General features: G+C 61.4%; 23 protein-coding genes. 5 read left to right on the forward strand and 18 right to left on the reverse strand.

Annotated features, from left to right (window positions below):
* Positions 1 to 13 precede the first annotated feature (13 nt).
* From RGV33_RS01065 to RGV33_RS01115, 11 genes are all read right to left on the reverse strand, one after another.
* A complete protein-coding gene (locus RGV33_RS01065) occupies positions 14 to 658 on the reverse strand; it encodes a methionine ABC transporter permease (RefSeq protein ID WP_003211840.1) in 645 nt (214 codons plus the stop codon).
* Positions 648 to 1766 carry a methionine ABC transporter ATP-binding protein gene (locus tag RGV33_RS01070; protein WP_322142754.1) on the reverse strand — a complete coding sequence of 373 codons (1119 nt, stop codon included), beginning with the start codon at positions 1764 to 1766 and terminating at the stop codon, positions 648 to 650. The genes RGV33_RS01065 and RGV33_RS01070 overlap by 11 nt, the downstream gene beginning before the upstream one ends.
* Positions 1767 to 1768: 2 nt before the next feature.
* Entirely contained in the window at positions 1769 to 2578 is an 810-nt protein-coding gene (locus tag RGV33_RS01075; protein ID WP_322142755.1) for a MetQ/NlpA family ABC transporter substrate-binding protein, read from the reverse strand.
* Positions 2579 to 2721: 143 nt separating this feature from the next.
* Positions 2722 to 4074: an LLM class flavin-dependent oxidoreductase gene (locus RGV33_RS01080; protein WP_322142756.1), complete on the reverse strand. Its 1353-nt coding sequence runs from the start codon at positions 4072 to 4074 to the stop codon at positions 2722 to 2724.
* A complete protein-coding gene (locus RGV33_RS01085; RefSeq protein WP_322142757.1) occupies positions 4074 to 5267 on the reverse strand; it encodes an SfnB family sulfur acquisition oxidoreductase in 1194 nt (397 codons plus the stop codon). The genes RGV33_RS01080 and RGV33_RS01085 overlap by 1 nt, the downstream gene beginning before the upstream one ends.
* Before the next feature lie 41 nt (positions 5268 to 5308).
* The gene (locus tag RGV33_RS01090; RefSeq protein WP_322142758.1) at positions 5309 to 6550 is read right to left on the reverse strand and encodes an SfnB family sulfur acquisition oxidoreductase; all 1242 of its coding nucleotides are present in this window, start codon (positions 6548 to 6550) and stop codon (positions 5309 to 5311) included.
* A gap of 184 nt (positions 6551 to 6734) precedes the next feature.
* On the reverse strand, positions 6735 to 7520 hold the full coding sequence (locus RGV33_RS01095) for a hypothetical protein (protein WP_322142759.1): 786 nt from the start codon (positions 7518 to 7520) through the stop codon (positions 6735 to 6737).
* 337 nt (positions 7521 to 7857) lie between these two features.
* Positions 7858 to 8604: an L-cystine ABC transporter ATP-binding protein TcyN gene (tcyN, locus tag RGV33_RS01100; RefSeq protein ID WP_322142760.1), complete on the reverse strand. Its 747-nt coding sequence runs from the start codon at positions 8602 to 8604 to the stop codon at positions 7858 to 7860.
* A gap of 3 nt (positions 8605 to 8607) precedes the next feature.
* On the reverse strand, positions 8608 to 9273 hold the full coding sequence (gene tcyL, locus RGV33_RS01105; RefSeq protein WP_003211857.1) for a cystine ABC transporter permease: 666 nt from the start codon (positions 9271 to 9273) through the stop codon (positions 8608 to 8610).
* The gene (gene tcyJ, locus RGV33_RS01110) at positions 9273 to 10067 is read right to left on the reverse strand and encodes a cystine ABC transporter substrate-binding protein (RefSeq protein ID WP_322142761.1); all 795 of its coding nucleotides are present in this window, start codon (positions 10065 to 10067) and stop codon (positions 9273 to 9275) included. Before tcyJ ends, tcyL begins: the two co-directional genes overlap by 1 nt.
* Before the next feature lie 344 nt (positions 10068 to 10411).
* Positions 10412 to 11404 carry a D-cysteine desulfhydrase gene (locus RGV33_RS01115; RefSeq protein ID WP_322142762.1) on the reverse strand — a complete coding sequence of 331 codons (993 nt, stop codon included), beginning with the start codon at positions 11402 to 11404 and terminating at the stop codon, positions 10412 to 10414.
* Positions 11405 to 11570: 166 nt separating this feature from the next.
* On the opposite strand from RGV33_RS01115, the gene epsC reads away from it, so the two are divergent.
* Positions 11571 to 12497, forward strand: a complete 927-nt coding sequence (epsC, locus tag RGV33_RS01120) for a serine O-acetyltransferase EpsC (protein WP_322142763.1) — start codon at positions 11571 to 11573, stop codon at positions 12495 to 12497.
* A gap of 426 nt (positions 12498 to 12923) precedes the next feature.
* Positions 12924 to 14885 carry a choline transporter BetT gene (betT, locus tag RGV33_RS01125; protein ID WP_322148594.1) on the forward strand — a complete coding sequence of 654 codons (1962 nt, stop codon included), beginning with the start codon at positions 12924 to 12926 and terminating at the stop codon, positions 14883 to 14885.
* A gap of 3 nt (positions 14886 to 14888) precedes the next feature.
* Here betT and RGV33_RS01130 read toward each other — a convergent pair whose 3' ends face one another.
* Both RGV33_RS01130 and RGV33_RS01135 read right to left on the reverse strand, forming a co-directional pair.
* Positions 14889 to 15137, reverse strand: coding sequence for a hypothetical protein (locus tag RGV33_RS01130; RefSeq protein WP_322142764.1), 249 nt, complete (start codon positions 15135 to 15137; stop codon positions 14889 to 14891).
* 176 nt (positions 15138 to 15313) lie between these two features.
* Positions 15314 to 16045, reverse strand: coding sequence for an SDR family oxidoreductase (locus RGV33_RS01135; RefSeq protein WP_322142765.1), 732 nt, complete (start codon positions 16043 to 16045; stop codon positions 15314 to 15316).
* A gap of 119 nt (positions 16046 to 16164) precedes the next feature.
* Here RGV33_RS01135 and RGV33_RS01140 point away from each other — a divergent pair, with 119 nt between their 5' ends.
* The 3 genes from RGV33_RS01140 (at position 16165) to mgrA (ending at position 19692) form a co-directional block, all read left to right on the forward strand.
* Positions 16165 to 17055, forward strand: a complete 891-nt coding sequence (locus RGV33_RS01140) for a LysR family transcriptional regulator (RefSeq protein WP_322142766.1) — start codon at positions 16165 to 16167, stop codon at positions 17053 to 17055.
* 161 nt (positions 17056 to 17216) lie between these two features.
* On the forward strand, positions 17217 to 18545 hold the full coding sequence (locus RGV33_RS01145; protein WP_322148595.1) for an OprD family outer membrane porin: 1329 nt from the start codon (positions 17217 to 17219) through the stop codon (positions 18543 to 18545).
* A gap of 109 nt (positions 18546 to 18654) precedes the next feature.
* On the forward strand, positions 18655 to 19692 hold the full coding sequence (gene mgrA, locus RGV33_RS01150; protein ID WP_322142767.1) for an L-glyceraldehyde 3-phosphate reductase: 1038 nt from the start codon (positions 18655 to 18657) through the stop codon (positions 19690 to 19692).
* A gap of 147 nt (positions 19693 to 19839) precedes the next feature.
* Here mgrA and tauD read toward each other — a convergent pair whose 3' ends face one another.
* The 5 genes from tauD to gshA form a co-directional block, all read right to left on the reverse strand.
* A complete protein-coding gene (gene tauD, locus RGV33_RS01155; RefSeq protein WP_322148597.1) occupies positions 19840 to 20676 on the reverse strand; it encodes a taurine dioxygenase in 837 nt (278 codons plus the stop codon).
* A 22-nt stretch (positions 20677 to 20698) separates the two neighbouring features.
* Positions 20699 to 21529, reverse strand: coding sequence for a taurine ABC transporter permease TauC (gene tauC / locus RGV33_RS01160; RefSeq protein ID WP_322142768.1), 831 nt, complete (start codon positions 21527 to 21529; stop codon positions 20699 to 20701).
* Positions 21526 to 22305, reverse strand: coding sequence for a taurine ABC transporter ATP-binding subunit (tauB, locus tag RGV33_RS01165; RefSeq protein WP_088424395.1), 780 nt, complete (start codon positions 22303 to 22305; stop codon positions 21526 to 21528). The genes tauC and tauB overlap by 4 nt, the downstream gene beginning before the upstream one ends.
* A gap of 18 nt (positions 22306 to 22323) precedes the next feature.
* A complete protein-coding gene (tauA, locus tag RGV33_RS01170; protein WP_003213167.1) occupies positions 22324 to 23301 on the reverse strand; it encodes a taurine ABC transporter substrate-binding protein in 978 nt (325 codons plus the stop codon).
* Positions 23302 to 23562: 261 nt separating this feature from the next.
* Positions 23563 to 25146 carry a glutamate--cysteine ligase gene (gene gshA / locus RGV33_RS01175; RefSeq protein WP_322142769.1) on the reverse strand — a complete coding sequence of 528 codons (1584 nt, stop codon included), beginning with the start codon at positions 25144 to 25146 and terminating at the stop codon, positions 23563 to 23565.
* Between the last annotated feature and the right edge of the window lie 53 nt (positions 25147 to 25199).

Below are 25199 nucleotides of genomic sequence, written 5' to 3' on the forward strand. Positions count from 1 at the left end.
GCTCGACTATACCTCACCTCTTGTTCAGGACCCTGGCCAACCGATCGCCGCCCAACTGAATCACCGCCACCAGGATCACCAGCAGCACAATCACCGTGAGCATGATCTGCGTATCAAAGCGCTGGTAGCCATAGCGATAGGCAATGTCTCCCAGCCCACCGGCGCCAATCGCCCCGGCCATGGCCGAGGAGTTGATCATGGTCACGAGGGTGATCGTGAAGCCCCCGACAATCCCCGGCAGCGCCTCCGGCAACAGCACATGCCAGACGATATGCCAGCGTCGGCAACCCATGGCCTGCGCCGCTTCGATCAAGCCGTGGTCGACCTCACGCAAGCTCACCTCGGCGATCCGCGCGAAGAACGGCGTAGCCGCAATGGTCAACGGCACCACCGCTGCCCACACGCCATAGGTGGTGCCGACGATCAGCCGGGTGAATGGAATCAACGCCACCATCAGAATCAAAAACGGAATCGAGCGAAACAGGTTAACGAATGCCCCCAGCACCCGGTTCAAGGCGGGCGCCTGATAGATGCCGCCCTTGTCGCTGGTCACCAGGAACACCGCCAGCGGAATCCCCACCAGCAACGCGATCAACGACGACACCCCGACCATCAACAGCGTGTCGATGGCTCCCTGCAATAAACGATCAAACCACATAGCCCAGCACCTCCACCTGTTGTGCCCAGCGCCCGGCGCGGGTACGCAGCTCTTCGGCGGTCAGGGCCGAGCCGCTCACCGCCAGCAGCAATTGCCCCAACGCGTGGCCCTGGATGCGTTCCACGCCGCCTTGCAACAAGCGCACGCGCCCGCCGAGGGCGCTGAACAAGGCGGCCAAATCCGGCTCGTCTTCGGCACTGCCGGTCAATTGCAAACGCAGCACCACGGCGGCGTCCCTGGATGCCGGGTTGGCGTGCAAGCGGCTTTGCAATTCTTCGGGCAGGCCATGTTGCAATGGGGCCAACAGGGTTTTGCTGACCTCGTGCTGCGGGTTGCCAAACACTTCCCACACCGGGCCTTGCTCGACCACGTGGCCGTGTTCCAGCACCACCACGCGGTCGCAGATTTCGCGAATCACCGCCATTTCATGGGTGATCAATACGATGGTCAGGCCCAGGCGCTTGTTGATCTCGCGCAGCAGGCCGAGGATCGATTGGGTGGTTTCGGGATCAAGCGCCGAGGTGGCTTCATCGCACAATAGAATTTGCGGGTCATGCACCAGGGACCGGGCAATGCCCACCCGCTGTTTCTGCCCGCCCGACAACTGCGCCGGGTATGCCTTGTGTTTGTCCTGCAAACCCACCAACTCCAACAGCTCGCGCACCTTTTTCTCGCGCTGCTCCCTGGGCACGCCCGCGACTCTCAGCGGCAGTTCGACGTTCTGCCACACGGTCTTGGCGGACATCAGGTTGAAGTGCTGAAAGATCATGCCGATGCGCCGGCGCAGCGCGACCAGGCGGTCTTCGTCGAAGTCGCCGATGTCGACCTGGTCGATCAAGACCCGGCCGCTGCTTGGTTGTTCCAGGCGGTTGATGGTGCGGATCAGCGACGACTTGCCGGCGCCGCTGCGGCCGATGATGCCGAATACTTCGCCGCGCTGGATCGTCAGGTCAATGCCTTGCAGCGCGGGCACGGCCTGGCCTTCATAGGTCTTGCCCAGGTTGATAAAACGCACATGGGCATGGTTCAGCGCCGGATGCAGCTCGGTCTGCTGCGCGTCCAGGTGCGGTGGTTGCGACTCGCGTCGTTGTGCTGTGGCGGCGCTCATGATCAGCCTTCCCAGCCGACTTGGTAGAGCTTGCCAAGGGATTTATCCAGAGCCGCGCGTACGACCGGCGAGTGCTGGTAGATGTCGATGAACTTGATCAGGCGCGGGTCGGTTTTGCTTTTCGGCTGGATCACGAACTGGATCACGTATTCCTTGTGGTCGATGCCGTCGAACAGCAACGCCGACTCGGGATCGAAGGTCTTGGACAGGCGGATATACGCCGGGTAGCCCTGCACCAGGTCGGCGTCGTCATAGGCGCGTACCAGTTGCACGGCTTCCACTTGCAGGATCTTGATCTTTTTCGGGTTGGTCACGATGTCTTCTTCGGTGGCCTTGTAGCCCACGCCTGGCTTGAGAGTGATCAAGCCCGCCTTGGCCAGCAGTTGCAGGCCGCGACCGCTATTGATCGGGTCGTTGGCAATGGCGACCGTGGCGCCTTGAGGCAGGTCGTTGAAGTTTTTGTACTTCTTCGAATACAGGCCGACGTTGTTGATGATGCCCGGGGCGAACGGCACCAGGTCAAACCCGGCGGCAGCCTTGGCATTTTCCAGGAACGGAATGTGCTGGAAGTAGTTCACGTCGATATCGCCAGCCGCCAGGCTGACATTGGGTGCGATCCAGTCGGTGAACTCGATCAGTTCGACTTTCAAGCCCTGTTTACCGGCTTCTTCGACGGCGGCTTCCAGGGGAATCGCGAACGCGGCGGTGGTGCCGACTTTCAAGGGGGCATCGGCGGCGAACACCGCCGAGCTGAACAGTCCGAGGGCGAGCGCCAGTGCTTTGACTGGGTGGCTGAGTAATGTTTTTTTCATAAAGGGTTTCCAGTCATAAGAAATTTGTGTGAGCAACTCGGCCAACCGTAGGAGCCGGCTTGCCGGCGATTGCGGTGTGTCAGTTGAAGAAGATTTCGCTGACCCACCGCGATCGCCGGCAAGCCAGCTCCTACAGTTCGGGGTCAGTGGCGGTAGGTGGAACCGGTGTGTTGTTCAGGTAGGTGCGCTGTACCGTGGAACACTTTTTCCCGCAGCGTCCCGGCCTCATACGCGGTCTTGTACGAGCCACGGCGCTGCAGCTCGGGTATTACCAGCTCGATAAAGTCGACGTAGCTTTCCGGGGTGACGATGCGCGTCAGGTTGAAGCCGTCCAGGCCGGTTTCGCTGATCCAAGACTCAAGTTCATCCGCCACCTGTGCCGGCGAACCCACCAGGGTGATGTAGCGCCCGCCCAGGGCGTGTTGCTCAAGCAATTTGCGCCGGGTCCAGTCGTTGTTTTGCAGGTTCTTGGTCGCAGACTGGATGGCGTTGCTCTTGACGTACTGGATCGGTTCATCGATTTCGTACTGTGAAAAATCAATCGCCGTGGACGCCGAGAAATGCGCCACGCCGGCTTCCGCACTGGCGTAGCTCAGGTACTCGGCGTGCTTGGCCCACGCAGCCTCTTCAGTGGTGCCGACAATCACGTTCAGCCCCATGAACACCTTGATGTCATCCGGGTTGCGCCCGGCTTCCACGGCGCTGGCACGTACCTTGTCCACCTGGATTTTGGTCGAGGCCTTGCTCTGCCCGCTGATGAACACGCACTCGGCATGGCGCCCGGCAAACAGCAAGCCACGGTCCGAGCTGCCCGCCTGGAACAGCACCGGTGTGCGTTGTGGCGACGGCTCGCACAGGTGATAACCCTCCACCTGATAGAACTCGCCCTTGTGCTCGACCTTGTGCACTTTCTCCGGCTGGGCATACACCCGCGCCTGCGGATCGTTGACCACCGCGTCGTTTTCCCAGCTGCCTTCCCAGAGTTTGTAGAGCACTTCCAGGTATTCGTCGGCCTGGTCGTAGCGCCGGTCATGCTCGACCTGTTCGGTGAGGCCCATGGCCTTGGCGGCGCTGTCGAGGTAGCCGGTGACGATGTTCCAGCCCACCCGGCCACGGCTCAGGTGATCCAGCGTGGACATGCGCCGGGCGAACAGATACGGCGGCTCGTAGGTAAGGTTGGCGGTGAGCCCGAAGCCGAGGTTTCTGGTCACGGCGGCCATGGCCGAAACCAGCAGCAACGGGTCGTTGACCGGCAGCTGGATCGCCTCTTTTAGCGGCACGTCGACCGAGTTCTGGTAGACGTCGTACACCCCGACGATGTCGGCGATGAACAGCCCATCGAACAGCCCGCGTTCCAGCAACTGCGCAAGCTCGGTCCAGTATTCGATGGTTTTGTATTGGGTCGAATTGTCCCGTGGATGGGTCCACAGGCCGTGGTTGATATGCCCGATGCAGTTCATGTTGAAGGCGTTGAGCAGGATCTTTTTCTTAGCCATCAGATCGTCCCCCGCAGTGGCGGGTTTTCATCGTTGAGGTAGTAGTTGCCCACAGCAAAGTACTTCCAGCGCACCGGGTCGTGCAGGGTATGCACCCGGGCGTTGCGCCAGTGGCGGTCCAGGCCGTGTTCGGCGAGAGTCGCCTGGCTGCCGGCAAGCTCGAACAGGGTGCTGCCGGCGGCCAGGGAAATCTCGGTGCTCAAGGCGCGCACTTCGGCGACTGCGATGGACGCGGCCGCGACGGTGTCGGCGTTGCTGTCGGCCTGGGCGCGGTCGAGGAATTCACCGGAGCGTTCCAGCAACGCCTCAGTGGCGTGCAGGCGGATGCTCAGGTGGCCGAAGCTTTTCAGGGTCAGCGGGTCTTCGGTGGCCTTATCGCTGGTAGCGTCGATCCATGGCCGGGTTTTGGTACGCACAAAATGCAGGGCATCCTCGTAGGCCGCACGGGCGATGCCGGTGTCGATGGCGGCGTGAAGGATCTGCGCCAGCGGGCCAACTGTAGTCGGGCGTTCGAAGGCGCTCTGGAACGGGATCACATCCTGCGCCGCGACCCACACGTTATCGAATACCACTGAGCCGCTGCCGGTGGTGCGCTGGCCAAAGCCGCTCCAGTCGTCGATCACCGTCAGGCCCTGGCTGTCACGGGTGACAAAGGCCAGCTGTTGCACGCCGTGTTCATCGACCACGGAGGTGGGAATACGTTGGGCGTAGATCGCGCCGGTCGAATAGAACTTGCGGCCGGTGATACGGAAACCGTCGCCGTCGCGGGTAATTTTCGTGATGCGGTCGTGGGCCGTCTTGGTGCCCAGCTCTGCCAGCGCATTGCCGAAGCGCTGGCCGGCGAGCACTTCGGCGTACAGGCGTTTTTGCTGCGCCGGGCTGCCGTTCACCCGCAGCACTTCGAGGGCATAAAAATGGTTCTGCGGGATCTGCCCCAGGGACGCATCCGCCTGGGCAATCAGGGCCGTGACCTTGGCCAGGGTGACGTTGGAGACGCCGGCGCCGCCGAACTCCCTGGGTACGCTGATGCCCCACAGGCCGGAGCGGGAAAACACCTCCAGCTCGGGCAAAGGCAGGCGGCGTTCGCGGTCGCGCAGGGCGCTGTCGCGGCGCAAGTCTTCGGCCAGGTCGCTGGCGACAATAAGGGCTTGTTCATCGCTGGTGATAACCGCGACGTGGTGAGAATGGGTCATGTGTATTCTCCAGAAGCTTGTGGAAAAAGTGTTCTGGTCGGTTAAATCCAGGAATGCCGGGCAGGCAAAGTGCCGTTCAGGTGATAGGCGCCCACCGCGTGGTACTTCCAGCGCACCGGGTCGTGCAGGGTGTGCACCCGGGCGTTGCGCCAGTGGCGGTCGAGGTTGAATTCGGCGAGGGTGGCGCGGCTGCCGGCCAGTTCGAACAGCTTTTCGCTGGCGAGCAGGGAAATTTCGGTGGTCAGCACTTTGGCTTCGGCCACGGCAATCGAGGCGCGTGCGGCGGACTGCGCGGTGATCGGCGCGGCGCTGACCTGGTCCAGCACCTGGCCGGCCTTGCGCAGCAGGGCTTCGGCAGCGTGCAGTTCGATTTTCAGCTTGCCGATATCGGCGATCACATACAGGTCATCACTGGCCCGCTCGACCTTGGCGTCGATCCATGGCCGCGAGCGTTCGCGCACAAAACTGATGGTGTCGTCGATTGCACCACGGGCGATGCCGGCATCGATGGCGGCCTGGATCAGTTGCGAAACCGCGCCCTGAATGCCTGGCGATTCGCCCAGCCTCCAGGTCTCCACCACCAGTTCGGCGTCTACCGCCACCTGATCGAGCAGCACCGTGCCGCTGGCCGTGGTGCGTTGGCCAAAACCGGACCAGTCATCGACGATGCGCAGCCCTTCGGTACCACGCCGCACGAACGCCATGACGACTTTGCCGTCATCGTTCAGCGCCTTGACCGCCACCCAGTGGGCGAACAGCGCGCCGGTGGAGTAGAACTTCTGGCCGCTGATGACGTAGCCGTCACCTTCGACGGTGATGCGTGCCTTGAGGTCCAGGGTGTTCTTGGTGCCGCGTTCCGGGCCGCCGTTGCCGATGCGCCAACCGTCCAGCACGCTCTGGAATAGCTGCTTTTTCTGGCGCTCGCTGGCCGCACCTTGCAGCACATGCAGGATGCCGAAATGGTTCTGCGGGATTTGCCCCAGCGCCGGGTCGGCGGCGCTGATGATCGCGAACACTTCGGCCAGGGTCACGAAAGACACTTGCGGGCCGCCGTACTCGCGAGGAATGGAAATACTGCCCAGGCCGCTGCGGGTGAAGTGTTCGATTTCAGCCCAGGGCAGCTTGCGTTGCTGATCGCGCCTGGCCGCTTGCAGGCGCGCAGCCTGGGCAAGCGTATGAGCCGCGCTCAGGGCCTCGGCGTCGTTGCGCAGCACCTTGGCGGGCAACAACAGCGGGGCGACGTCCAGATCACTCTGGGGGGGTGTTTGTGCCAAGTTAGACATCAGCGCCGCTCCTTGGCTGCACGCAATGCCCTGGCGTTACGCACCGGGGTAATTTTGACCATACCTACCTCACATCCGTTGAAAAGATAAAAAAATCAGGAATGTCCGGTGGTCCGGTGCATATACCCTAAGCGTGTTAAATTTTTAAATAAACTAACTTTTAGGAATATGCATAGAAGGTCTGTCACCCGGGCTCACACGGCGAACCGGGCCGACGGGGCTGGTAGGCCAGCCGGGCCTTGGTGGGGCTGCTCGGGGCCAGTGGCGCCAGCGCGGCGATGCGCAGGATGCGGGCTGGCGCCCAGCGTGAATTGTTGCCGACCCGGTCGAGAATGCAGTAGGTCACTTCGAGGCGATGGTCATCCCCGGCCTCGACAATGATTGCCGACGGCACCCACACCTGCACCGCCTTGCCGACATCGCCGGCCTGGATTTTCGGCAGGTCCAGGCGCACGTCGCCCCAGCGCAAGGTGATCTCGTCGTCAATCGTCATGTTCAGGTAGGGCTCGATGCTCAGGGGCACGCCACGGCGAATCTGGCTGCTGTTGACGCCGTGGCGGCGGATGGTCTCGGGCAGGCTTACGGGCGCCAGATTCTGGTTTTCATCAAGGCTCAGTGTCGGGGGCATGCCACCGGGGTGGTCGGTCTTGACCTGCACCCGGGTGATGGCCGAACGCGCCGGGCCGTGGCCGACCTGCATGACCCGGTAATGCAGCCGTGCGGGGCCGTTTTGCACAAAACTTTCCGGCACCCGCAGGCGGGTGAACGTGCCGATTTTGCCGGCGGTGATGCGTCGGGAGGCGGCAAAGCAGTTGTTCCAGAACAGCTCGATCAGGTCGCCCTCATCCATGCCGCAGTAAGGTGCGATATCAACCTGCAGGTTAGTCGCGGCGAGGGCATTGATGCCTTCTCGGTGGCCCTGGGGCAGGGCCGGGGCAGTGAGCAGCGCCTGGGTGGAAATACGCTTCATAAATAATCTCCTTGGTGCAGCCAGCAGCAATCGTTCCGGACATCAGGCGCGGGCAGGCGGCGTAGTCCGAAAGCAACGATTTAATGAAAAACCAGAATGGATCCAATCCTCTTGGCGTTAGATAAGAGGCTGGATTAGTTGGCGTCAAGAGGCTGGGCGGCGCAAACCGGGAGTTATGGAATATTCAGAAGGGTCTTACTGGGGAGGCGCTGCAAGTGGGTGTTTAAAGATGACTTTTACCCAATGAATAAAGGGCTTTTCGCCAAAAGTGCCGAAGAGGTGAGTTGCCTTTCGGCAACTCTATAAAGCGAAGTTTCTTACACTCAATGAGCGCGCGTTAGTTGTTGATGAACTTGCTGAGAAACTGCCGGGTGCGCTCTTCTTTCGGGTGGGCAAACAGCGCCTTGGCTTCGCCCTGTTCAACAATCACGCCCTTATCGAAGAAGATCACCCGGTTGGCAACATCCCGGGCAAAACTCATTTCGTGGGTCACGATGACCATGGTGCGGTTTTCTTCAGCGAGGCTGCGGATGGTCGCCAGCACTTCGCCTACCAGCTCCGGGTCCAGGGCAGAGGTGGGTTCATCGAACAGGATCACCTCCGGCTCCATCGCCAAGGCCCGGGCAATCGCTACCCGTTGCTGCTGCCCACCGGACAGGCGCCGTGGGTAGGCGTCTTCCTTGCCCGCCAGGCCAACCCTGGCCAGTAGCTTGCGACCGAGAGCATCCGCGGCGGCCCGGGGCATCTTCTTGACCACGATCGGGCCTTCGATGACGTTCTCCAGGGCGGTGCGGTGCGGGAACAGGTTGAAGTTCTGGAACACAAAACCCACGTGCTGGCGCAGGCGCCGCACCAGGCCTTGCTGTTGGTTGAGCGGGCGGCTGCTGTCGATCTCGATGTCACCCACCTTGATCCGGCCACTGGTGGGTTCTTCGAGGAAATTCAGGCAGCGCAGGAAGGTAGTCTTGCCGGAACCGCTGGGGCCGATGATGGCGACGACTTCGCCTTCCTTGACCTCAAGGTCGATCCCGTTAAGCACCACCTGACCCTTGAATTGTTTGGTCAGTTTTTCAACCACGATCATGCTTCAAGACTCCAGGTCATGCCGGTTGACTCGTGCTTCCAGGCGGTTTTGCACGTGCGCCAGAACGCTGGCAAGAATCCAGTAGATCAAGGCGGCGGACAGGTACATGGTGAAAATTTCGAAGGTACGGGCCGAGACCAGTTGCGCCTGGCGGAACAGCTCCGGCACCTGGATGGTGGCGGCCAGGGCAGTGTCCTTGACCAGGGAAATAAAGCTGTTGCCCAACGGCGGCAAGGCCGTGCGCATGGCCTGCGGCAGGATGGCCCGGCGCAGGGTCTGCGCACGGGTCATGCCGATACTGGCCGCAGCTTCCCACTGGCCGCGCTCGATGGAACCGATGGCGGCACGCAGGATTTCACAGGCATAAGCGGCCATGTTCAGCGAGAAGCCGATCATGGCCGCCGGGATCGGATCCAGCTCGATGCCCACTTGCGGCAAGCCGTAGTAGATCAAGAACAGCTGTACCAGCAAGGGCGTGCCGCGAAAGAACGACACATAGACTCGGGCGGTCCAGCTCAACAGCTTGAAGCGCGACAGGCGCATCAGGGCCAGGCCGAAGCCCAGCAGCAAGCCGAAAAACATCCCGCCCAGGCTAAGGATTACTGTGAAATACGCGCCCTTGAGCAGAAAGGGCGCGGAGTCCAGCGCGAGTTGGAAACCTGCTTCCATTATTGAGTAACGTCAGCGTTGAAGTACTTCTCGGACAGCTTCTTCAAGGTGCCGTCGGCGCGCAGTTCGTCGAGGGCCTTGTTCACCGCGGCCAGCAGTTCAGGCTCGCCTTTGCGCAGGGCAATACCGGCTTCCTGGCGGGAGAAGGCAGCACCGGCAGCGGCGGTGTCCTTGGCTTTCTTGGCGTATTCCAGCGCGGCCAGGCGGTCGATCAGGATGGCGTCGACACGGCCGATGCGCAGGTCCTGGAACTTGGTTGGGTCATCGTTGTAGGTTTTGACGATGGCTTTCGGTTGGTTTTCCTTGAGCCATTGTTCGTAGTTGGTGCCCAGGCCCACACCGATTTTCTTGCCGGCCAGGTCGTCGGCGGTCTTGATGGTGTCGACGTTCTTCGCCAGGGTCAGCGCCTGGATACCGGAAACGGTGTACGGCGTGGAGAAGTCATACTTTTCCTTGCGCGCGTCGGAGATGGTCACCTGGTTGACGACCGCGTCCAAGCGCTTGGATTCCAGGGCGGCGAGGATGCCATCCCAAGGAGTGGCCTGCAGCTTGACCTTGACGCCCAACTTGTTGGCCAGTGCTTCAGACAACTCGACCTCGAAACCACTGAGCTTGCCGCTTTCATCGACGAAGCTGAACGGCGGGTAGGTGCCTTCCAGGCCAATCTTGATTTCGCCGGCTTTCTTGATGTTGGCCAACTGCTCGCCGGCAACTGCCTGACCGAGCCACCCGGCGCCAAGCGCCAGCCCCAACGTACCAACCAGTAACGTGCGACGGAATACGGAAATAGTCATGAAGAGCCCCTGTGTTTTTTATGTTGAGCGATGCAGGTGACGCGGTAGTCGTATCCTGCCTTAAAAGCGCCGTGTGTGGGAGCCGGGCTTGCCCGCGATTGCATCAACTCGGTGTTTTGGATCTGCCCAGTCATGCGTATCGCCCTCAAGCTCGCCTACGGCGCGACTATAAAGCCGAGTTTTAAGACTTGAAAATAATATAAATTAACTTTGTTATTTCTATTTGGAATATCAGGCAATTCAACGTAGGAGCTGGCTTGCCGGCGATGGGGCCTCTTGCCTTGCCCCAACCTCAAGCCCGAATCGCCAGCAAGCCGGCTCCTACAGGAATTGCAGTCAGTCAGTCAGAACGCCGAGTTGTAAGCAAACAACGCCGGTGCGCCACCGGTATGCAGGAAAATGATCGGCCCCTCTTCGAAGCGCTGGCGCCCGATGCCATCCAGCAAGCCGGCCATGGCCTTGCCGGTGTAGACCGGGTCCAGCAGCAGGCCTTCCTGGCTGGCCATCAGCTTGATCGCCGCCAGCGTGCCGGCGCTGGGCTCGCCATAACGGGGGGCGAAGTACTCGTCCCACAGGATCACCTTGAACGCGTCCGGCAGTGGTACGCCGAGCAATTGGGCAGTGCGTTCGGCCAGGCCCTGCACCTTGGGGCGCTGGGCTTCGTCGGTGCGAGAGACCGTTACGCCAATCACTTGCAGGTCGGGCAGCACTTCGCTCAATGCCAATGCCAGGCCGCTGTGGGTGCCGGCGCTGCCGGAAGCCAGCACCACGGTGGAGAACTTGATGCCGCTGTCTTCAATCTGCCCGGCCAACTCCAACCCGGCGCGCACATAACCCAGTGCACCGAGGGCGTTGGAGCCGCCGATGGGCACCAGGTAGGGCTTTTTGCCGTTGCTGCGCAGGCGGTCGGCAAGGGCGTCGAGTTGGGCGTCGACGTTGTCCAGGTTCTCTACCAGCTCGACCTTGGCGTCGAACAGCTCCAGCAACAGGCGGTTGCCGTTGGCCAGGTAGTTTGGGTCTTCGGTGCCCGTGGGGTTTTCCAGCAACGCGACGCAGCCCAGGCCCAACTTGGCTGCCAGCGCGGCGGTTTGGCGCACATGGTTGGACTGGATCGCGCCGGCGGTTACCAGCGTATCGGCGCCTTGGGCCAGGGCGTCGGCGGCGAGGTATTCGAGTTTGCGCAGCTTGTTGCCGCCCATCGCCAGTGGCGTGGTGTCATCGCGTTTGACGTAGACGTCACGCCCCAGCCAGGCCGACAGCCGCTCGAGTTTTTCCAGGGCGGTGGCGCCGCCCAGCAGTTCCAGACGGTTAAAGCGGTCGAGCTGTTGTTTGATCATGGCTACGCACGGGTGGTCAGAGATGCACCGACTATAGGCAGGCACTTTTCAGTGGGCAACCGGCAATCGCTTATGTCGGTGGGTTATTAGCATTGCACTATTGGTTCTTAAGGTCGCTCAGGTTCCTTGCCGTAAAGTGATGGGCATTTCGTCAGGAGTGAAGACCGTGAGTGAGCGTTCCAGTCATTGGCAATTACAGACCATCGTCAGCCAGCTGCGCAGCGCCCGGGACCAGTGGCGCACCCGCAACGGCCGGGTCAGCGGCGAGCAAGGCGGGCGCGAGCTGCCTTCGCGGGAAGCCGTGGCGCAGATTCTGGAAGCGTTGTGCGGTGCGCTGTTCCCCATGCGTTTGGGGCCGGTGGACCTGCGTGAAGAAAGTGAAGACTTCTACGTTGGCCACACCCTGGATGTGGCGCTCAATGCATTGCTCGCCCAGGCGCGGCTGGAGCTGCGATATGCCGCGCGGCAAGGCGGCCAGGATGACAGTGAGGTGCACGCCCATGCCATCCACCTGATCCAGGATTTCGCCCTGGCATTGCCGGCCTTGCGCAGCCTGTTGGACACCGACGTACTCGCCGCCTACCACGGCGACCCGGCGGCGCGCAGTGTGGATGAAGTGCTGTTGTGCTACCCGGGGATTCTGGCGGTGATTCACCATCGCCTGGCTCACCATTTGTATCGGGCGGGCTTGCCGTTGCTGGCGCGCATCAGCGCGGAAATCGCGCACTCGGCGACCGGGATTGATATTCACCCGGGGGCGCAGATCGGCCCGAGCTTCTTTATCGACCACGGGACGGGTGTGGTGATTGGCGAGACCGCGATCATCGGCGAGCGGGTGCGTATCTACCAGGCCGTGACCCTGGGCGCCAAGCGGTTCCCGGCGGATGAGGATGGGCAATTGCAAAAGGGCCATCCGCGGCATCCGATTGTTGAGGATGATGTGGTGATCTACGCCGGGGCGACGATTCTGGGGCGGATTACGATTGGCAAGGGCTCGACCATTGGCGGCAACGTGTGGCTGACGCGCAGTGTGCCGGCGGGGGCGAACCTGACCCAGGCGAATTTGCAGCATGACGACGGCACGCAGAAGTAAAACACTGCTCTCTCTAACGATCACACAGATCAAATGTGGGAGCTGGCTTGCCTGCGATAGCGGTGTATCAGCGACAGAGGTATGGCTGACCCACCGCCATCGCAGGCAAGCCAGCTCCCACAGGAGACCGTATTCCAGTTCTGGCCGCTTTTTCGTTCAGCAATCGCTGAACGTTTCGTCATCCCCATACGTCATACCTGTCCTTGAGCTAGTGTAGGAAACACCTACCACTCGGCCCTGCGATTAGTCCTCAAACCCCTATCCATGTTTAACTTGACTGTTCGTTCAAGTTAAATCGGTGGTTCGCTGCCCGCTCACAACAGGAGGCTTACCTTTGCTGAGTCCGTTTTTTACAGCCACATCCCTTACCCTTGAGGTGCGCCCTTCATGAGTGCATCGTCCACACCGTCAAGCGGCCAGGTTCGGATGAACCCGCCGGTGTTTTACTTCGCCGCGAGTGTCATCCTGCTGTTCGGCCTGACCGTCATCGCTATCCCGGAACAAGCCGGCGCCTGGTTGCTGGCGGCACAAAACTGGGCGGCCAACACGGTCGGCTGGTACTACATGCTGGCGATGACCCTGTATCTGGTCTTCGTGGTGGTCACCGCGTTATCGGGCTACGGCAAGATCAAACTCGGTGCCGACCACGACGAGCCCGAATTCAGTTACCTGTCCTGGGCCGGCATGCTGTTCGCCGCTGGGATCAGCATCACGCTGTTCTTCTTCTGCGTGTCCGAACCGTTGACGCACCTGGTGCAACCGCCCCAGGGCGAGGCTTTGAACGGTGACGCGGCGCGCCAGGCCATGCAGATCCTGTTTCTGCACTGGGGTCTGCATGGCTGGGGCGTGTTCGCCTTCGTCGGCATGGCCCTGGCGTACTTCGCCTACCGGCATAACCTGCCGCTGGCGCTGCGCTCGGCGCTGTACCCGCTGATCGGTAAGCGCATCAACGGCCCCATCGGCTACGCGGTGGATGGTTTCGGCATCATCGCCACGGTGTTCGGCCTGGGTGCCGACATGGGCTTTGGCGTGTTGCACCTCAACTCCGGGCTGGACTATTTGTTCGGCGTGGCCCACACCCAGTGGATCCAGGTCGGCCTCATCACCTTGATGATGGGCGCGGCGATCCTGGTGGCCGTCTCCGGCGTCGACAAGGGCGTGCGGGTGATGTCCGACATCAACATGTTGTTGGCCTGTGCGCTGCTGCTGTTCGTGTTGTTCGCCGGGCCTACCCAGCACTTGCTCAACACCCTGATCCAGAACATCGGCGATTATCTCGGCGCCTTGCCGACCAAGAGTTTCGACCTCTACGCCTACGACAAACCCAGCGACTGGTTGGGCGGCTGGACCGTGTTTTACTGGGCCTGGTGGATCGCATGGTCGCCGTTCGTGGGGCTGTTTATCGCGCGTATTTCCCGTGGCCGCACCATCCGTGAGTTCGTCTTTGGCGTGCTGTTGATTCCGCTTGGTTTCACCCTGGCGTGGATGTCGATCTTCGGCAACAGCGCCATCGACCAGGTGCTCAACCACGGCCTCACCGCGCTTGGCCAGTCGGCCATTGATGATCCGTCGATGAGCCTCTACCTGCTGCTGGAAACCTACCCGTGGAGCAAGACGGTGATCGCGGTCACGGTGTTTATCAGCTTCGTGTTCTTCGTCACCTCGGCCGACTCCGGCACCGTGGTGCTTTCCACGTTGTCGGCCAAAGGCGGGAATCCCGATGAAGACGGGCCGAAGTGGCTGCGGGTGTTCTGGGGCGCAATGACGGCATTGGTAACCAGCGCGCTGCTGTTTGCCGGCAGTATCGACTCGCTCAAATCTGCCGTGGTGCTGACCTCGCTGCCGTTCTCGATGATTTTGCTGCTGATGATGTGGGGGCTGCACAAGGCGTTCTACCTTGAGTCGCAAAAGCAGATCGCGCAGATGCATTCCCTGGCGCCGGTATCGGGCTCACGCAAGGGCACGGGCGGTTGGCGCCAGCGCTTGAGCCAGGCGGTGCATTTCCCGTCACGGGATGAGGTGTACCGTTTCCTCGAGACCACGGTGCGCCCGGCGATCGAAGAAGTGACGGCGGTGTTTGTCGAAAAAGGCCTCAACGTGGTCACCCAGCCTGACCCGTCCAACGACAGCGTCAGCCTGGAAATCGGCCACGGTGAGCAGCATCCGTTTGTGTACCAGGTGCAGATGCGCGGCTATTTCACGCCGTCATTTGCGCGCGGCGGCATGGGTTCCAAGCAGCTCAACAACCGCCGCTATTACCGTGCGGAAGTGCACTTGAGTGAGGGCAGCCAGGACTACGACTTGGTGGGCTACACCAAAGAGCAGATCATCAACGACATCCTCGACCAGTACGAACGGCACATGCAGTTCCTGCACCTGGTTCGCTAAGGCTCAGGCCCTGATAAACAGGGCCAGTGCCACCAACGGCGCGCCGAACACCGCACTGCCGATCACCAGCTCCGAGACCAGGGGCTGGCCGGCAGTGACTACGCCCAGCGCGCCGTTCACCACCGCCACCACCAGCCAGATCCCGACAAAGCTGTAAGCCAGAATGTGCCGGCTGACGCCCAGCTTTTGGCCGATAAACAGCATCAGCGCGAGCAGGATCAGGCCGGCGGTGATGACGAGGGCGGTGTGCATATCTGAAGTCTCCTGATACCCGCTGATTTTCCGTGAACACCAAACCTGTGGCGAGGGAGCTTGCTCCCGCTGGGTTGCGAAGCGGCCCCAAAATCCTGGGAGCGCTACGCACTCCAGCGGGAGCAAGCTCCCTCGCCACAATAGTAGTTTGCCGTTGAACGAGCGTTTGCCGGTCTTCAGACCAAACCGCCATTGGCGCGCAGGATTTGCCCATTCACCCAGCCACCGGCCGGGCTCACCAGAAACGACACCACGCGGGCGATATCTTCCGGTTGGCCAAGGCGTTCCAGCGGCGCCATCTTGGCCAGGCCCTGGATCTGCTCTTCGCTTTTGCCATGCAGGAACAGTTCGGTCGCCACCGGGCCCGGGGCCACGGCGTTGACGGTGATGCGCCGGCCGCGCATTTCCTTGGCGAACACTTGGGTCAAGGATTCCACCGCTGCCTTGCTGGCGATGTACACCGCATAACCCGGGAAGTTGAGGCCTACGGTGCTGCTGGAAAAGTTGACGATGCGCCCGCCGTCATTCATGCGCGTGGCGGCTTCACGCAGGGCGTTGAAGGTGCCGCGGGTGTGGATGTCGAAGTTCTGGTTGTACAGCTCGTCGCTGTGTTGGGCCAGTGGCAGTGCCTTGAGAATACCGGCGTTGTTGATCAGCACGTCGACCTTGCCGAGTTGGGCTTCGGTCTGGTCGAACAGGCGCTTTACGTCGGCCGCGCTTGAAACGTCGCCCTGTATCGCTATGGCTTGGTGGCCGGCCTGGCGCAGTTCCACCACCAGTTTTGAAGCTTCGGTGGCACTGTTGGCGTAGTTGATGGCGACGGCGTAACCGTCGGCGGCCAGTTGTTTGGCAACCACGGCGCCGATGCCGCGGGAAGCGCCGGTAACGATAGCAACTTGAGGGGTCATGATCAGGTTTCCTTGGGGCGTTGGCTGGGTGTGGAAGCAGGTTCACATGTTTACCCAAGCGGATAAATGCGCCAAAGTTGCCTTGACTGTTCAATAATCGCCAACAATGGAGACGCGCTGTGGACCAAGTCAAAGCGATGAAGGTGTTCGTGCGAATTTACGAACGCTGCAGCTTCACTCTAGCGGCCGATGACCTGAACCTGCCACGCGCCACCCTGACCCACACCCTGAACCAGTTCGAAGCCTGGCTCGGCACGCGCCTGCTGGAGCGCAGCACTCGCCGCGTACGCCCGACCCTCGATGGCGAGGCGTACTACCTGCGTTGCGTGCAACTGCTGGCCGAGTTGGAAGAAGCGGAGCTGGCCTTCCGTTCGGTGGCACCCAAGGGCCGCCTGCGGGTGGATTTGCACGGCACCCTGGCCAAGTACTTCGTGATCCCGGCGCTGCCGCAGTTCATGGCGCGCTACCCGGAAATCGAACTGTCCATCAGCGAGGCAGACCGCTTTGTCGACCTGATCGCCGAAGGCGTGGATTGCGTGCTGCGGGCGGGCACCCTGGAGGACTCGGCGTTGATCGGCCGGCGTGTTGCAACGTTGCGCCAGGTGACCTGTGCGAGCCCGGCGTACCTGCGCAAATACGGCGAGCCGAAAAGCCTCGCCGACCTCAGTGAACACCGTGCAGTGAATTACGTTTCGCGCACCACCGCGAAGCTGTTCCCGTTCGAATTCCTGGTCGACGGCCAACTCCAGGAAGTGACGATCGAGGGTGCACTGTCAGTGTTCGGCGCAGAGATTTATTCCGCCAGCGCGGTTGCTGGACTCGGCATTATCCAGTGCCCGCACTACCGCATGGCCGAGCTGATCAACCAGGGCGCGATGCGGGAAATCCTCACCCATACACCGCCGCCGCCGATGCCGGTTTCGGTGCTTTACCCACAAAACCGACACATGTCGCCGAGGGTGCGGGTGTTCGTCGATTGGCTCGCCGAAATCTTCTCCACCGCCCGCTAACCCGCGTAATTGCTGGGTTTCTTAAATTTAATTTCATCCGGGTAAAGGGTGCTTTGACTCCGAACTGTCACATGGCCATCGCCTAATTGTGTGAAGCGTTTGACGCTTTCATTTCAGAACAGTGACGGAGACCGGTACCAATGAAGACGTTATTAAGCCCCATGGTGGGTGCCGCCATGGCGAGCTTTATGCTGTCCGCCCACGCCGATTTTATCGATGACAGCCACGCCGATGTGACCCTGCTCAACCGCTACCTCAATCAGCAGGGGCGCGATGTGGTGAACAGCAATAACAAGGCTCACAGCATCCGTGATTGGGGCCAGGGTTTTGAGTTCAACTTCAAGTCCGGCTACACCGATGGCCCGGTTGGCTTTGGTCTGGACTTGCAGGCGTTCTACGGTTTGAAACTGGATTCTGGTGGCGATCTGGGTGACAAGGATCACCAGGGCCGCTACCCCGGCAGCATGTTCCCGCTGGATAACGGCAAGTCCGCCGACCAGTTCGGCGTGCTCAGCCCGACTTTCAAGATGCGCTTCGCCCAGGATGAACTGCGCGTGGGCACGCTGTACGGCAACAACCCGGTACTGGCCAACACTGACGGGCGCCTGTACCAGCAGACCAACACCGGCGTGCAGCTGGTTTCCAAGGACTTGACCGATTTTACCTTTACCGCCGGTGACATCCTCAAGACCAAGATCCGCAACGAAACCGGCGACCAGGGCATGATCACCGCCGGCGGCACCAAACAGAGCGATCGCTTCCTCTACGGCGGCGCGGACTACAAAGGCTTGCCGAACACTACGGTTAGCCTGTGGTATTCCAACCTTGAGGATTACTACCAGCAGTTCTTCCTAGGCGCCAAGCGCCACGATGCCTTGCCTGTGGGCGCTATCGACACCGACGTGCGCCTGTACCGCAGCCTCGGTGTGGGTGAAAACGCTGCGGGTGATAAAGACTTCTCCGCCGCCGGCCTCTACGGCGACGGCACCTCCAAGGGTCGCATCAACCAGTCCACCGTCAGCCTGCTGGAAAGCTACAGCCTGGATGGCCATACCGTCGGCCTGGGCATCCAGAAAAACAGCGGCGACAGCGACTTCCCGTACCTGGATTCCGGCCTGAACAGCGGTGCCAGCAACCAGGGCCCGGGCTCGGGCGCCGACACCCCGGCACTCACCAACATGCAACTGAACAAGTTCCAGCACGCCGGCGAGCGCACCTGGCTGGCGCAGTACAAATATGACTTCGGCAAATTGGGCCTTGATGGCCTGACGTTCGCCACTTCCTACGCACACGGCGATGACATCCGCACGAGCCAGGGCACTACCAGCGAATGGGAACGTAACATCACCCTGGCCTACCAGGTGCCAACCGGCACCCTCAAAGGCCTGGGTGTGACCTGGCGAAATGCCCACGCCAGCCCGGACATTACCGGTGCCACCGTGCAAGATGAAAACCGTCTCTATCTGAGCTACGTCGTTCCACTCTGGTAGGAAATTGCTGTACAAAGAGCAAGCACACTTAAGCGATTCAGCTGCTTAAAAGGCTTGGGAATAGCGTTATTCCCAGGCCTTATTTGCTCATAAGACCAGAGAGGATTCGATGACTTACATTGCTGCCGAAAACCGCTATGAATCTATTCCTTATCGCCGCGTTGGTCGCAGTGGACTAGTGCTGCCCGCCCTGTCCCTGGGGCTGTGGCACAACTTTGGCGACAGCACCCCGATCGACACCCAGCGCGCACTGCTGCGCACCGCGTTTGACCTTGGGATCAACCACTTCGACCTGGCCAACAACTACGGCCCACCGTACGGCAGCGCCGAGATCAATTTCGGCCGGTTGCTGCGCGAAGACTTCAAGCAATACCGCGACGAACTGATCATCTCCAGCAAGGCGGGTTGGGACATGTGGCCGGGCCCATATGGCCAGGGCGGTGGTTCGCGCAAGTACGTACTGGCGAGCCTCGACCAGAGCCTGCAACGCCTGGGCGTCGACTACGTGGATATCTTCTATTCCCACCGCTTTGATGCCGACACCCCACTGGAAGAAACCGCCAGCGCACTGGCCACCGCCGTGCAACAGGGCAAGGCGCTGTACATCGGGATTTCGTCCTACTCCGGCGTGAAAACCCGCGAGGTTGCCGCACTGCTTCAAGAGTGGAAAGTCCCACTGCTGATCCACCAACCGGCCTACAACCTGCTCAACCGTTGGGTGGAAAAAGACCTGCTGGACGTCACCGAAGAACTCGGTGCCGGGGTGATTGCGTTCACGCCGCTTGCCCAGGGTTTGCTGACCGACAAATACCTCAACGGCGTACCGGCGGATGCGCGAGTGAACCGTCCGGGCGGTGGTTCGTTGCAAGCCAAGCACTTGTCCGAGGCCAACATCGCCCACGTGCGTGCGCTGAATGAAATTGCCAAGCGCCGTGGCCAGAGCCTGGCGCAAATGGCGTTAGCGTGGACATTGCGCGATCCACGGGTCACCAGTGCCCTGATCGGTGCAAGCCGGCCGGAGCAGATCATCGAAAACGTCGGCGCGTTGCAGAACCTGAACTTCAGTGCGCAGGAGCTGGCAGAGATCGACCGGTTTGCCCAGGAAGGCGGGATTAACTTGTGGGAAAAGCCGTCGACGGCTGAATAAGCGGTAGCGTCCGATTCCCGAATCAACCCCGATTAACTGTGGGAGCCGGGCTTGCCCGCGATGGCGGAGTGTCAGTCGATGGATATGTCGCTGACCCACCGCTATCGCAGGCAAGCCAGCTCCCACATTTGATCTGTGGCGTTCTTTCTAGAACGGCACATCTCCAAGAATCGTTGCCCGGTGCATCACTCGCCGTTGCGGCCGGTAATCATCCACCGCGTAGTGCTGGGTCACGCGGTTATCCCAAAACGCCAGGTCATTTTCCTGCCAGCGCCAGCGAATGGTGAACTCCGGCCGGGTGGCATGGGCAAACAACAGCTTCAGCACCGCTTCGCTTTCCGCCGGCTCCAGTTCGTTGATCTTGCTGGTGAACCCTTCATTGACGAACAGCGACTTGCGCCCGCTCACCGGATGCGTACGAATCACCGGATGCGACAGCGGCGGGTTTTTGCGCCGGGCTTCTTCCCAGCGCGCCAGGTCTTGCGGCGTATTGCCGTAACGCTCCAGAGGGAAGGAGCGGGTGAAGTCATGGGTTGCCGTCAAACCATCCAACAGCTTCTTGAACGGCTTCGACAGCGCCTCATACGCCGCGATCCCGCTGGCCCACAACGTATCGCCACCAAACTCCGGCAGCAGCTTGGCGCTGAGTACCGCACCGAGGGCCGGGGTGGGCAGGAAGGTCACGTCGGTGTGCCAGATGGCGTTGTCGCGCACGTCGGTCACGGCGGTGTCGAGGATCAGCACTTCAGGCTGTTCCGGCACGTTGGGGTAGATCGGGTGAATGTGCAGGTCGCCAAAATTTGCCGCGAACCGCGCCTGTTGCTGTGGGGTGATCGGCTGGTTGCGCAAGAACAGCACCGAGTGCTTGAGCAGCGCCTGTTCGATGGCGTCGCGGTGTTCGGTGTTCAGTGGTTGGGTGATGTCGACGCCACTGATCTGGGCGCCAAGGGCGGTGCTGAGAGGTGTTACGGTCAGGCTGCTCATGGGGTTCTCGTCGAAGATGTGCTTAGTGTGCCTGGCCATGCCAAGGCACCAGTTTACGCTGCAGGGCACGCAAGCCCATTTCCATGGCGAAGGCGATTAGCGCGATCACCAGAATCCCCAGCACCACCACGTCGGTGACCAGGAATTGCGCGGCAGACTGCACCATGAAGCCCAGGCCGCTGGTGGCGGCGATCAATTCTGCCGCTACCAGGGTCGACCACCCCACACCCAGGCCAATCCGCACGCCGGTGAGGATGTCGGGCAGGGCGCTCGGCAGGATCACATGGCGAATCAGTTGTGCCCGGGTTGCACCCAACGACTGCGCCGCGCGCAATTTGGCCGGGTCGACGGTACGCACGCCGGTGGCAGTGGCGATGGCAATCGGCGCAAAAATCGCCAGGTAGATCAGCAGCACCTTGGACAGCTCGCCGATGCCGCACCAGATCACGATCAGCGGCAGGTAGGCCAACGGTGGAATCGGCCGGTAGAACTCGATCAGCGGGTCGAGAATGCCCCGGGCGATGCGATTGGAGCCGATGGCAATCCCCACTGGCACGGCGGTGAGCACGGCAAAACCGAGGCCCAGGCCGATGCGCTTGAGGCTCGCGCCCAAGTGCTGCCACAGGGTGGAGTCCATATAGCCGGTGGTCGCCAGCAGCCAGCCTTTTTGCAACACGGCCGAAGGCGGTGGCAGGAACAGCGGCTCGATCAGCCCGCTGGCGGTCACGGCCCACCAGATAGCGACCAGGGTGAGCAGGGTCAGCGCGCTGATCCAGCGGGTGCTCAGGCTGCGACGCGCCGGCACCGCCGGGGTTTGCGCGGTGTGGGTTGCCGGTAATTCGTAACTGCTCATGCAGACACCTGCCGTTGGGAGAACACCTTGCCCAGCACGTGTTCGCGGGTTTCGATAAAGCGCGGGTCGGATTTGATCGCCCGTGCCGATTCGCCGGCGGCGTAGCGCTGGCCGAAGTCCAGACTCAGGCGCTCGACGATCTGGCCGGGGTTGGGCGCCAACAGAATCAGGTCCGTGGCGAGGAACACCGCTTCTTCGATGTCGTGGGTAATCAGGAACACCGGCTTGGCCGTACGCCGCCAGACTTGCAGCAACAGCTCCTGCATCTGTTCGCGGGTGAAAGCATCAAGGGCGCCGAAGGGTTCGTCCATCAACAATACGCGCGGGTCTGCGGCCAACGCACGGGCCAGGCCCACACGTTGCTTCTGGCCGCCGGAGAGTTGCCAGATGCGACGACTGTCGAAACCGGCGAGGTCCACCAGGGCGAGCATTTCCCTGGCGCGGATTTCGCGCTTGGCCTTGGGCACGCCGGCCAACTCCAGGCCGAAGCCGACGTTAGCCAGCACGTCCTGCCAGGGCAGCAGGGCGTCGTCCTGGAACACCACGCCGCGTTCGGCGCTCGGGCCTTTCACCGGCACACCGTCAAGGGTGATGCGCCCGGCGCTGGGCTCGACAAAGCCGGCAATCAGGTTCAACAGCGAGGTCTTGCCACTGCCGGAAGGGCCGAGGGCCACCAGCAATTGCTGGGGCCCAAGGCTCAGGGAAATATCTGCCAGTACGGGCTCCGGGCTGCCTGGGTACTGTGCGCTGATGCGCTCCAGTTGTAGCAAGGCCATCGCGGTTAACTCCTGGTATCAGTTAGTGATGAACTTCGGGCTGACGTACGGGGCGTAGTCCGGCAGTACGGCGTCGACCTTGCCCTGCTCCTTGAGGAACGCGGCGGTATCGGTGACAGCCTTGGTGGTCGGTGCGCCCAGCAGGGTGACCTGGTCTGCCGCCAGCGGGTAGACGTTGCCTTGCAGCAGCAGCGGGATGTCGCTGGCCTTGGCCCCGGAGAGCTTCACCAGTTTGTCGACGTTACCTTTGTCCGCTAGCCAGGCTTGTGGGTCTTTGCGGTAAGCGGCGTAGGCATCCAGGGTGACTTTGGCAAAAGCCGTGACGATTTCCGGGTGCTTCTCGGCGAAATCCTTACGCACGATCCAGGCGTCGAACGTCGGCGCGCCGAACTTGGCGAGTTCGCCGGAGGTGATCAGTACCTTGCCGTTTTCCTTGGCTACGCCCAACGCTGGGTCCCACACGTAGGTGGCGTCGATATCACCACGCTTCCAGGCGGCGATGATGGCCGGCGGGGCGAGGTTGAGGATGGTCACTTTCGAAGGGTCGATGTTCCAGTGCTTCAACGCGGCCAACAGGCTGTAGTGGCCGGTAGAAACGAATGGCACGGCGACTTTCTTGCCGATCAAATCCTGCGGGCTGTTGATCCCGGAACCGTTGCGCGCCACCAAGGCTTCGGCGCCGCCGATCTGGGTCGCGATCAGGAAGGTTTCTACCGGGACCTTGCGGGTAACCGCAGCGGTCAGCGGGCTGGAACCGAGGTAGCCGATCTGCACGTCGCCGGAAGCAATGGCGGCGATGATGTCGGCACCGTTGTCGAATTTGCGCCAGTCGATCTTGGCATTGGTGGCTTTTTCGTAGGCGCCGTCGGCCTGGGCGACTTTCGCCGGGTCAACGGTGGTCTGGTAAGCGATGGTGACGTCGGCAGCCTGGGCAAACAGGCTGGCACCGGCCAGGGACAACGCCGCCAAGAGGCGAAGGGGGAAGTGCAGTTTCAAGGGGGAAGTCCTCATCAGGCGGCCGGAGGTCGGCTTGTGAGAAGACTAAATGATCTAAGAATCCGAAAATAAATAACATTTTCGAATTAGCTTATGAGAAGAAACGCGAGCACTAGGCTAGAGGGCGCGTAGGTCAAATGTGGGAGCTGGCTTGCCTGCGATAGCATCGACTCGGTACTAATTAAATACTTCGGCGCCTGCATCGCGGGCAAGCCCGGCTCCCACAAAAGCCCGGCCCCCACAGGGTTTTGTGTAAGGCTTTTAGTTGCTGATCGCCAGAATACTTGCCTGGTACGAGCCGACAAACACGTCGAAGTCGCCCACTTCGTTCTGCTCAAGCTCCGCCTGCTGCGCCAGCGAGTTGCGCGCCAGCGTCTCAAAGCGTGCCTGTTCTTCAGCGCTCAACGGCTCGCTGCGGAAGTATTCGGCATGCACCTGGCTCTGATGCAGCGAAAACTGCGCAAAGCTCTCTTTACGCTCGCTCATCGTCGCCAGCACCTGGGCCGACGGGGTCAGGGACGAGTCCTTGACCTTCGCCAGCTGGGCGTCCAGTGCCTGGCTGTGTTCATTAATGCCCTGGCTCTGGTCCAGCAAGGCGGCCAGCGGCGCAATCTGCTCCAGCAACTCGGCGGCCCATTCCTTCATGTCTACCGGCTCGCCACGGCGCTGCAATTGCAGGCCCGGACGGCGGCCTTCCTTGACCACGCTGAGGAAGTTGGCGCTGGCATTGCCGCATTCGTTGTCGGCGAACAGTGGGCTGTCATTCAGCGCGCAGTACAGTAAAAACGCGTCGAGGAAGCGCGACTCTTGCAAGTCGATGCCCATCGGCAGGAACGGGTTGATGTCCAGGCAGCGCACTTCGATGTACTGGATGCCACGGGCCACCAGCGCCTGGATCGGCCGTTCGCCGGTGTAGGTCACGCGCTTGGGGCGGATATTGGAGTAGTACTCGTTTTCGATCTGCAGGATGTTGGTGTTGAGCTGTACCCACTCACCGTCCTTGTGGGTGCCGACTTCGACATACGGCGCGTAGGGCGTTGCTACCGCTTCGCGCAGGCTGTCGGTGTAGCTCGCCAGGTCGTTGTAGCACGGCGTCAGGCCGGCCTGGGCGTTGCTCTGGTAACCCAGGTCGCTCATGCGCAGGCTGGTGGCGTACGGCAGGTAGAGCGTATCGGCATCCAGCACTTCAAGCTGGTGCGAGCGACCGCGCAGGAAACCCGCGTCCAGGGCCGGCGAGGCACCGAACAGGTACATCAGCAGCCAGCTGTAGCGGCGGAAGTTACGGATAAGCGCGATATAGGCCGTGGACTGGTAATCTCGGTCGGTACCCACAAAGCCTTCGGCTTCCTTGAGCAACGGCCAGAGGTCTTCCGGCAGGGAAAAGTTGTAGTGGATCCCGGCGATGCACTGCATGGTCTTGCCGTAACGCAAGGCCAGGCCCTTGCGGTACACGTACTTGAGCTGTCCGATGTTGGAGGTGCCGTAGTAGGCAATCGGAATATCTTCCTCGGCCGGCAACGGGCACGGCATCGACGGACTCCACAGGTACTCGTTGCCGAGCTTGCTGTAGGCAAAGCGGTGGATCTTGTCGAGGCTGCTCAGGGTGTCGGCCGGGTTAGGCAGCGCCGGCGTGATGAACTCAAGCAGCGACTCGGAATAGTCGGTGGTGATTTGTTCGTGGGTCAGTGCCGCGCCCAGGGCCTCGGGATGCGGCGTTTGTGCCAGCCGACCCTCGCCGGTGACGCGCAGGCATTCGCGCTCGATGCCGTGCAGGCATTGCTCAAGCAAAGAGAGGTGTTCGTGCTTGCCGAGCAGGGCCAGGCGGCGGTTGAGAAGTTCGCTCAAGTTGGATTCCTTCACGCGTCAGTCGCCCCAATATGGGGGTGGTCAGGACGGTC

Origin of the sequence: Pseudomonas sp. Bout1, assembly GCF_034314165.1 — a bacterium.
In the GTDB taxonomy this organism is placed as follows: Bacteria; Pseudomonadota; Gammaproteobacteria; order Pseudomonadales; family Pseudomonadaceae; genus Aquipseudomonas.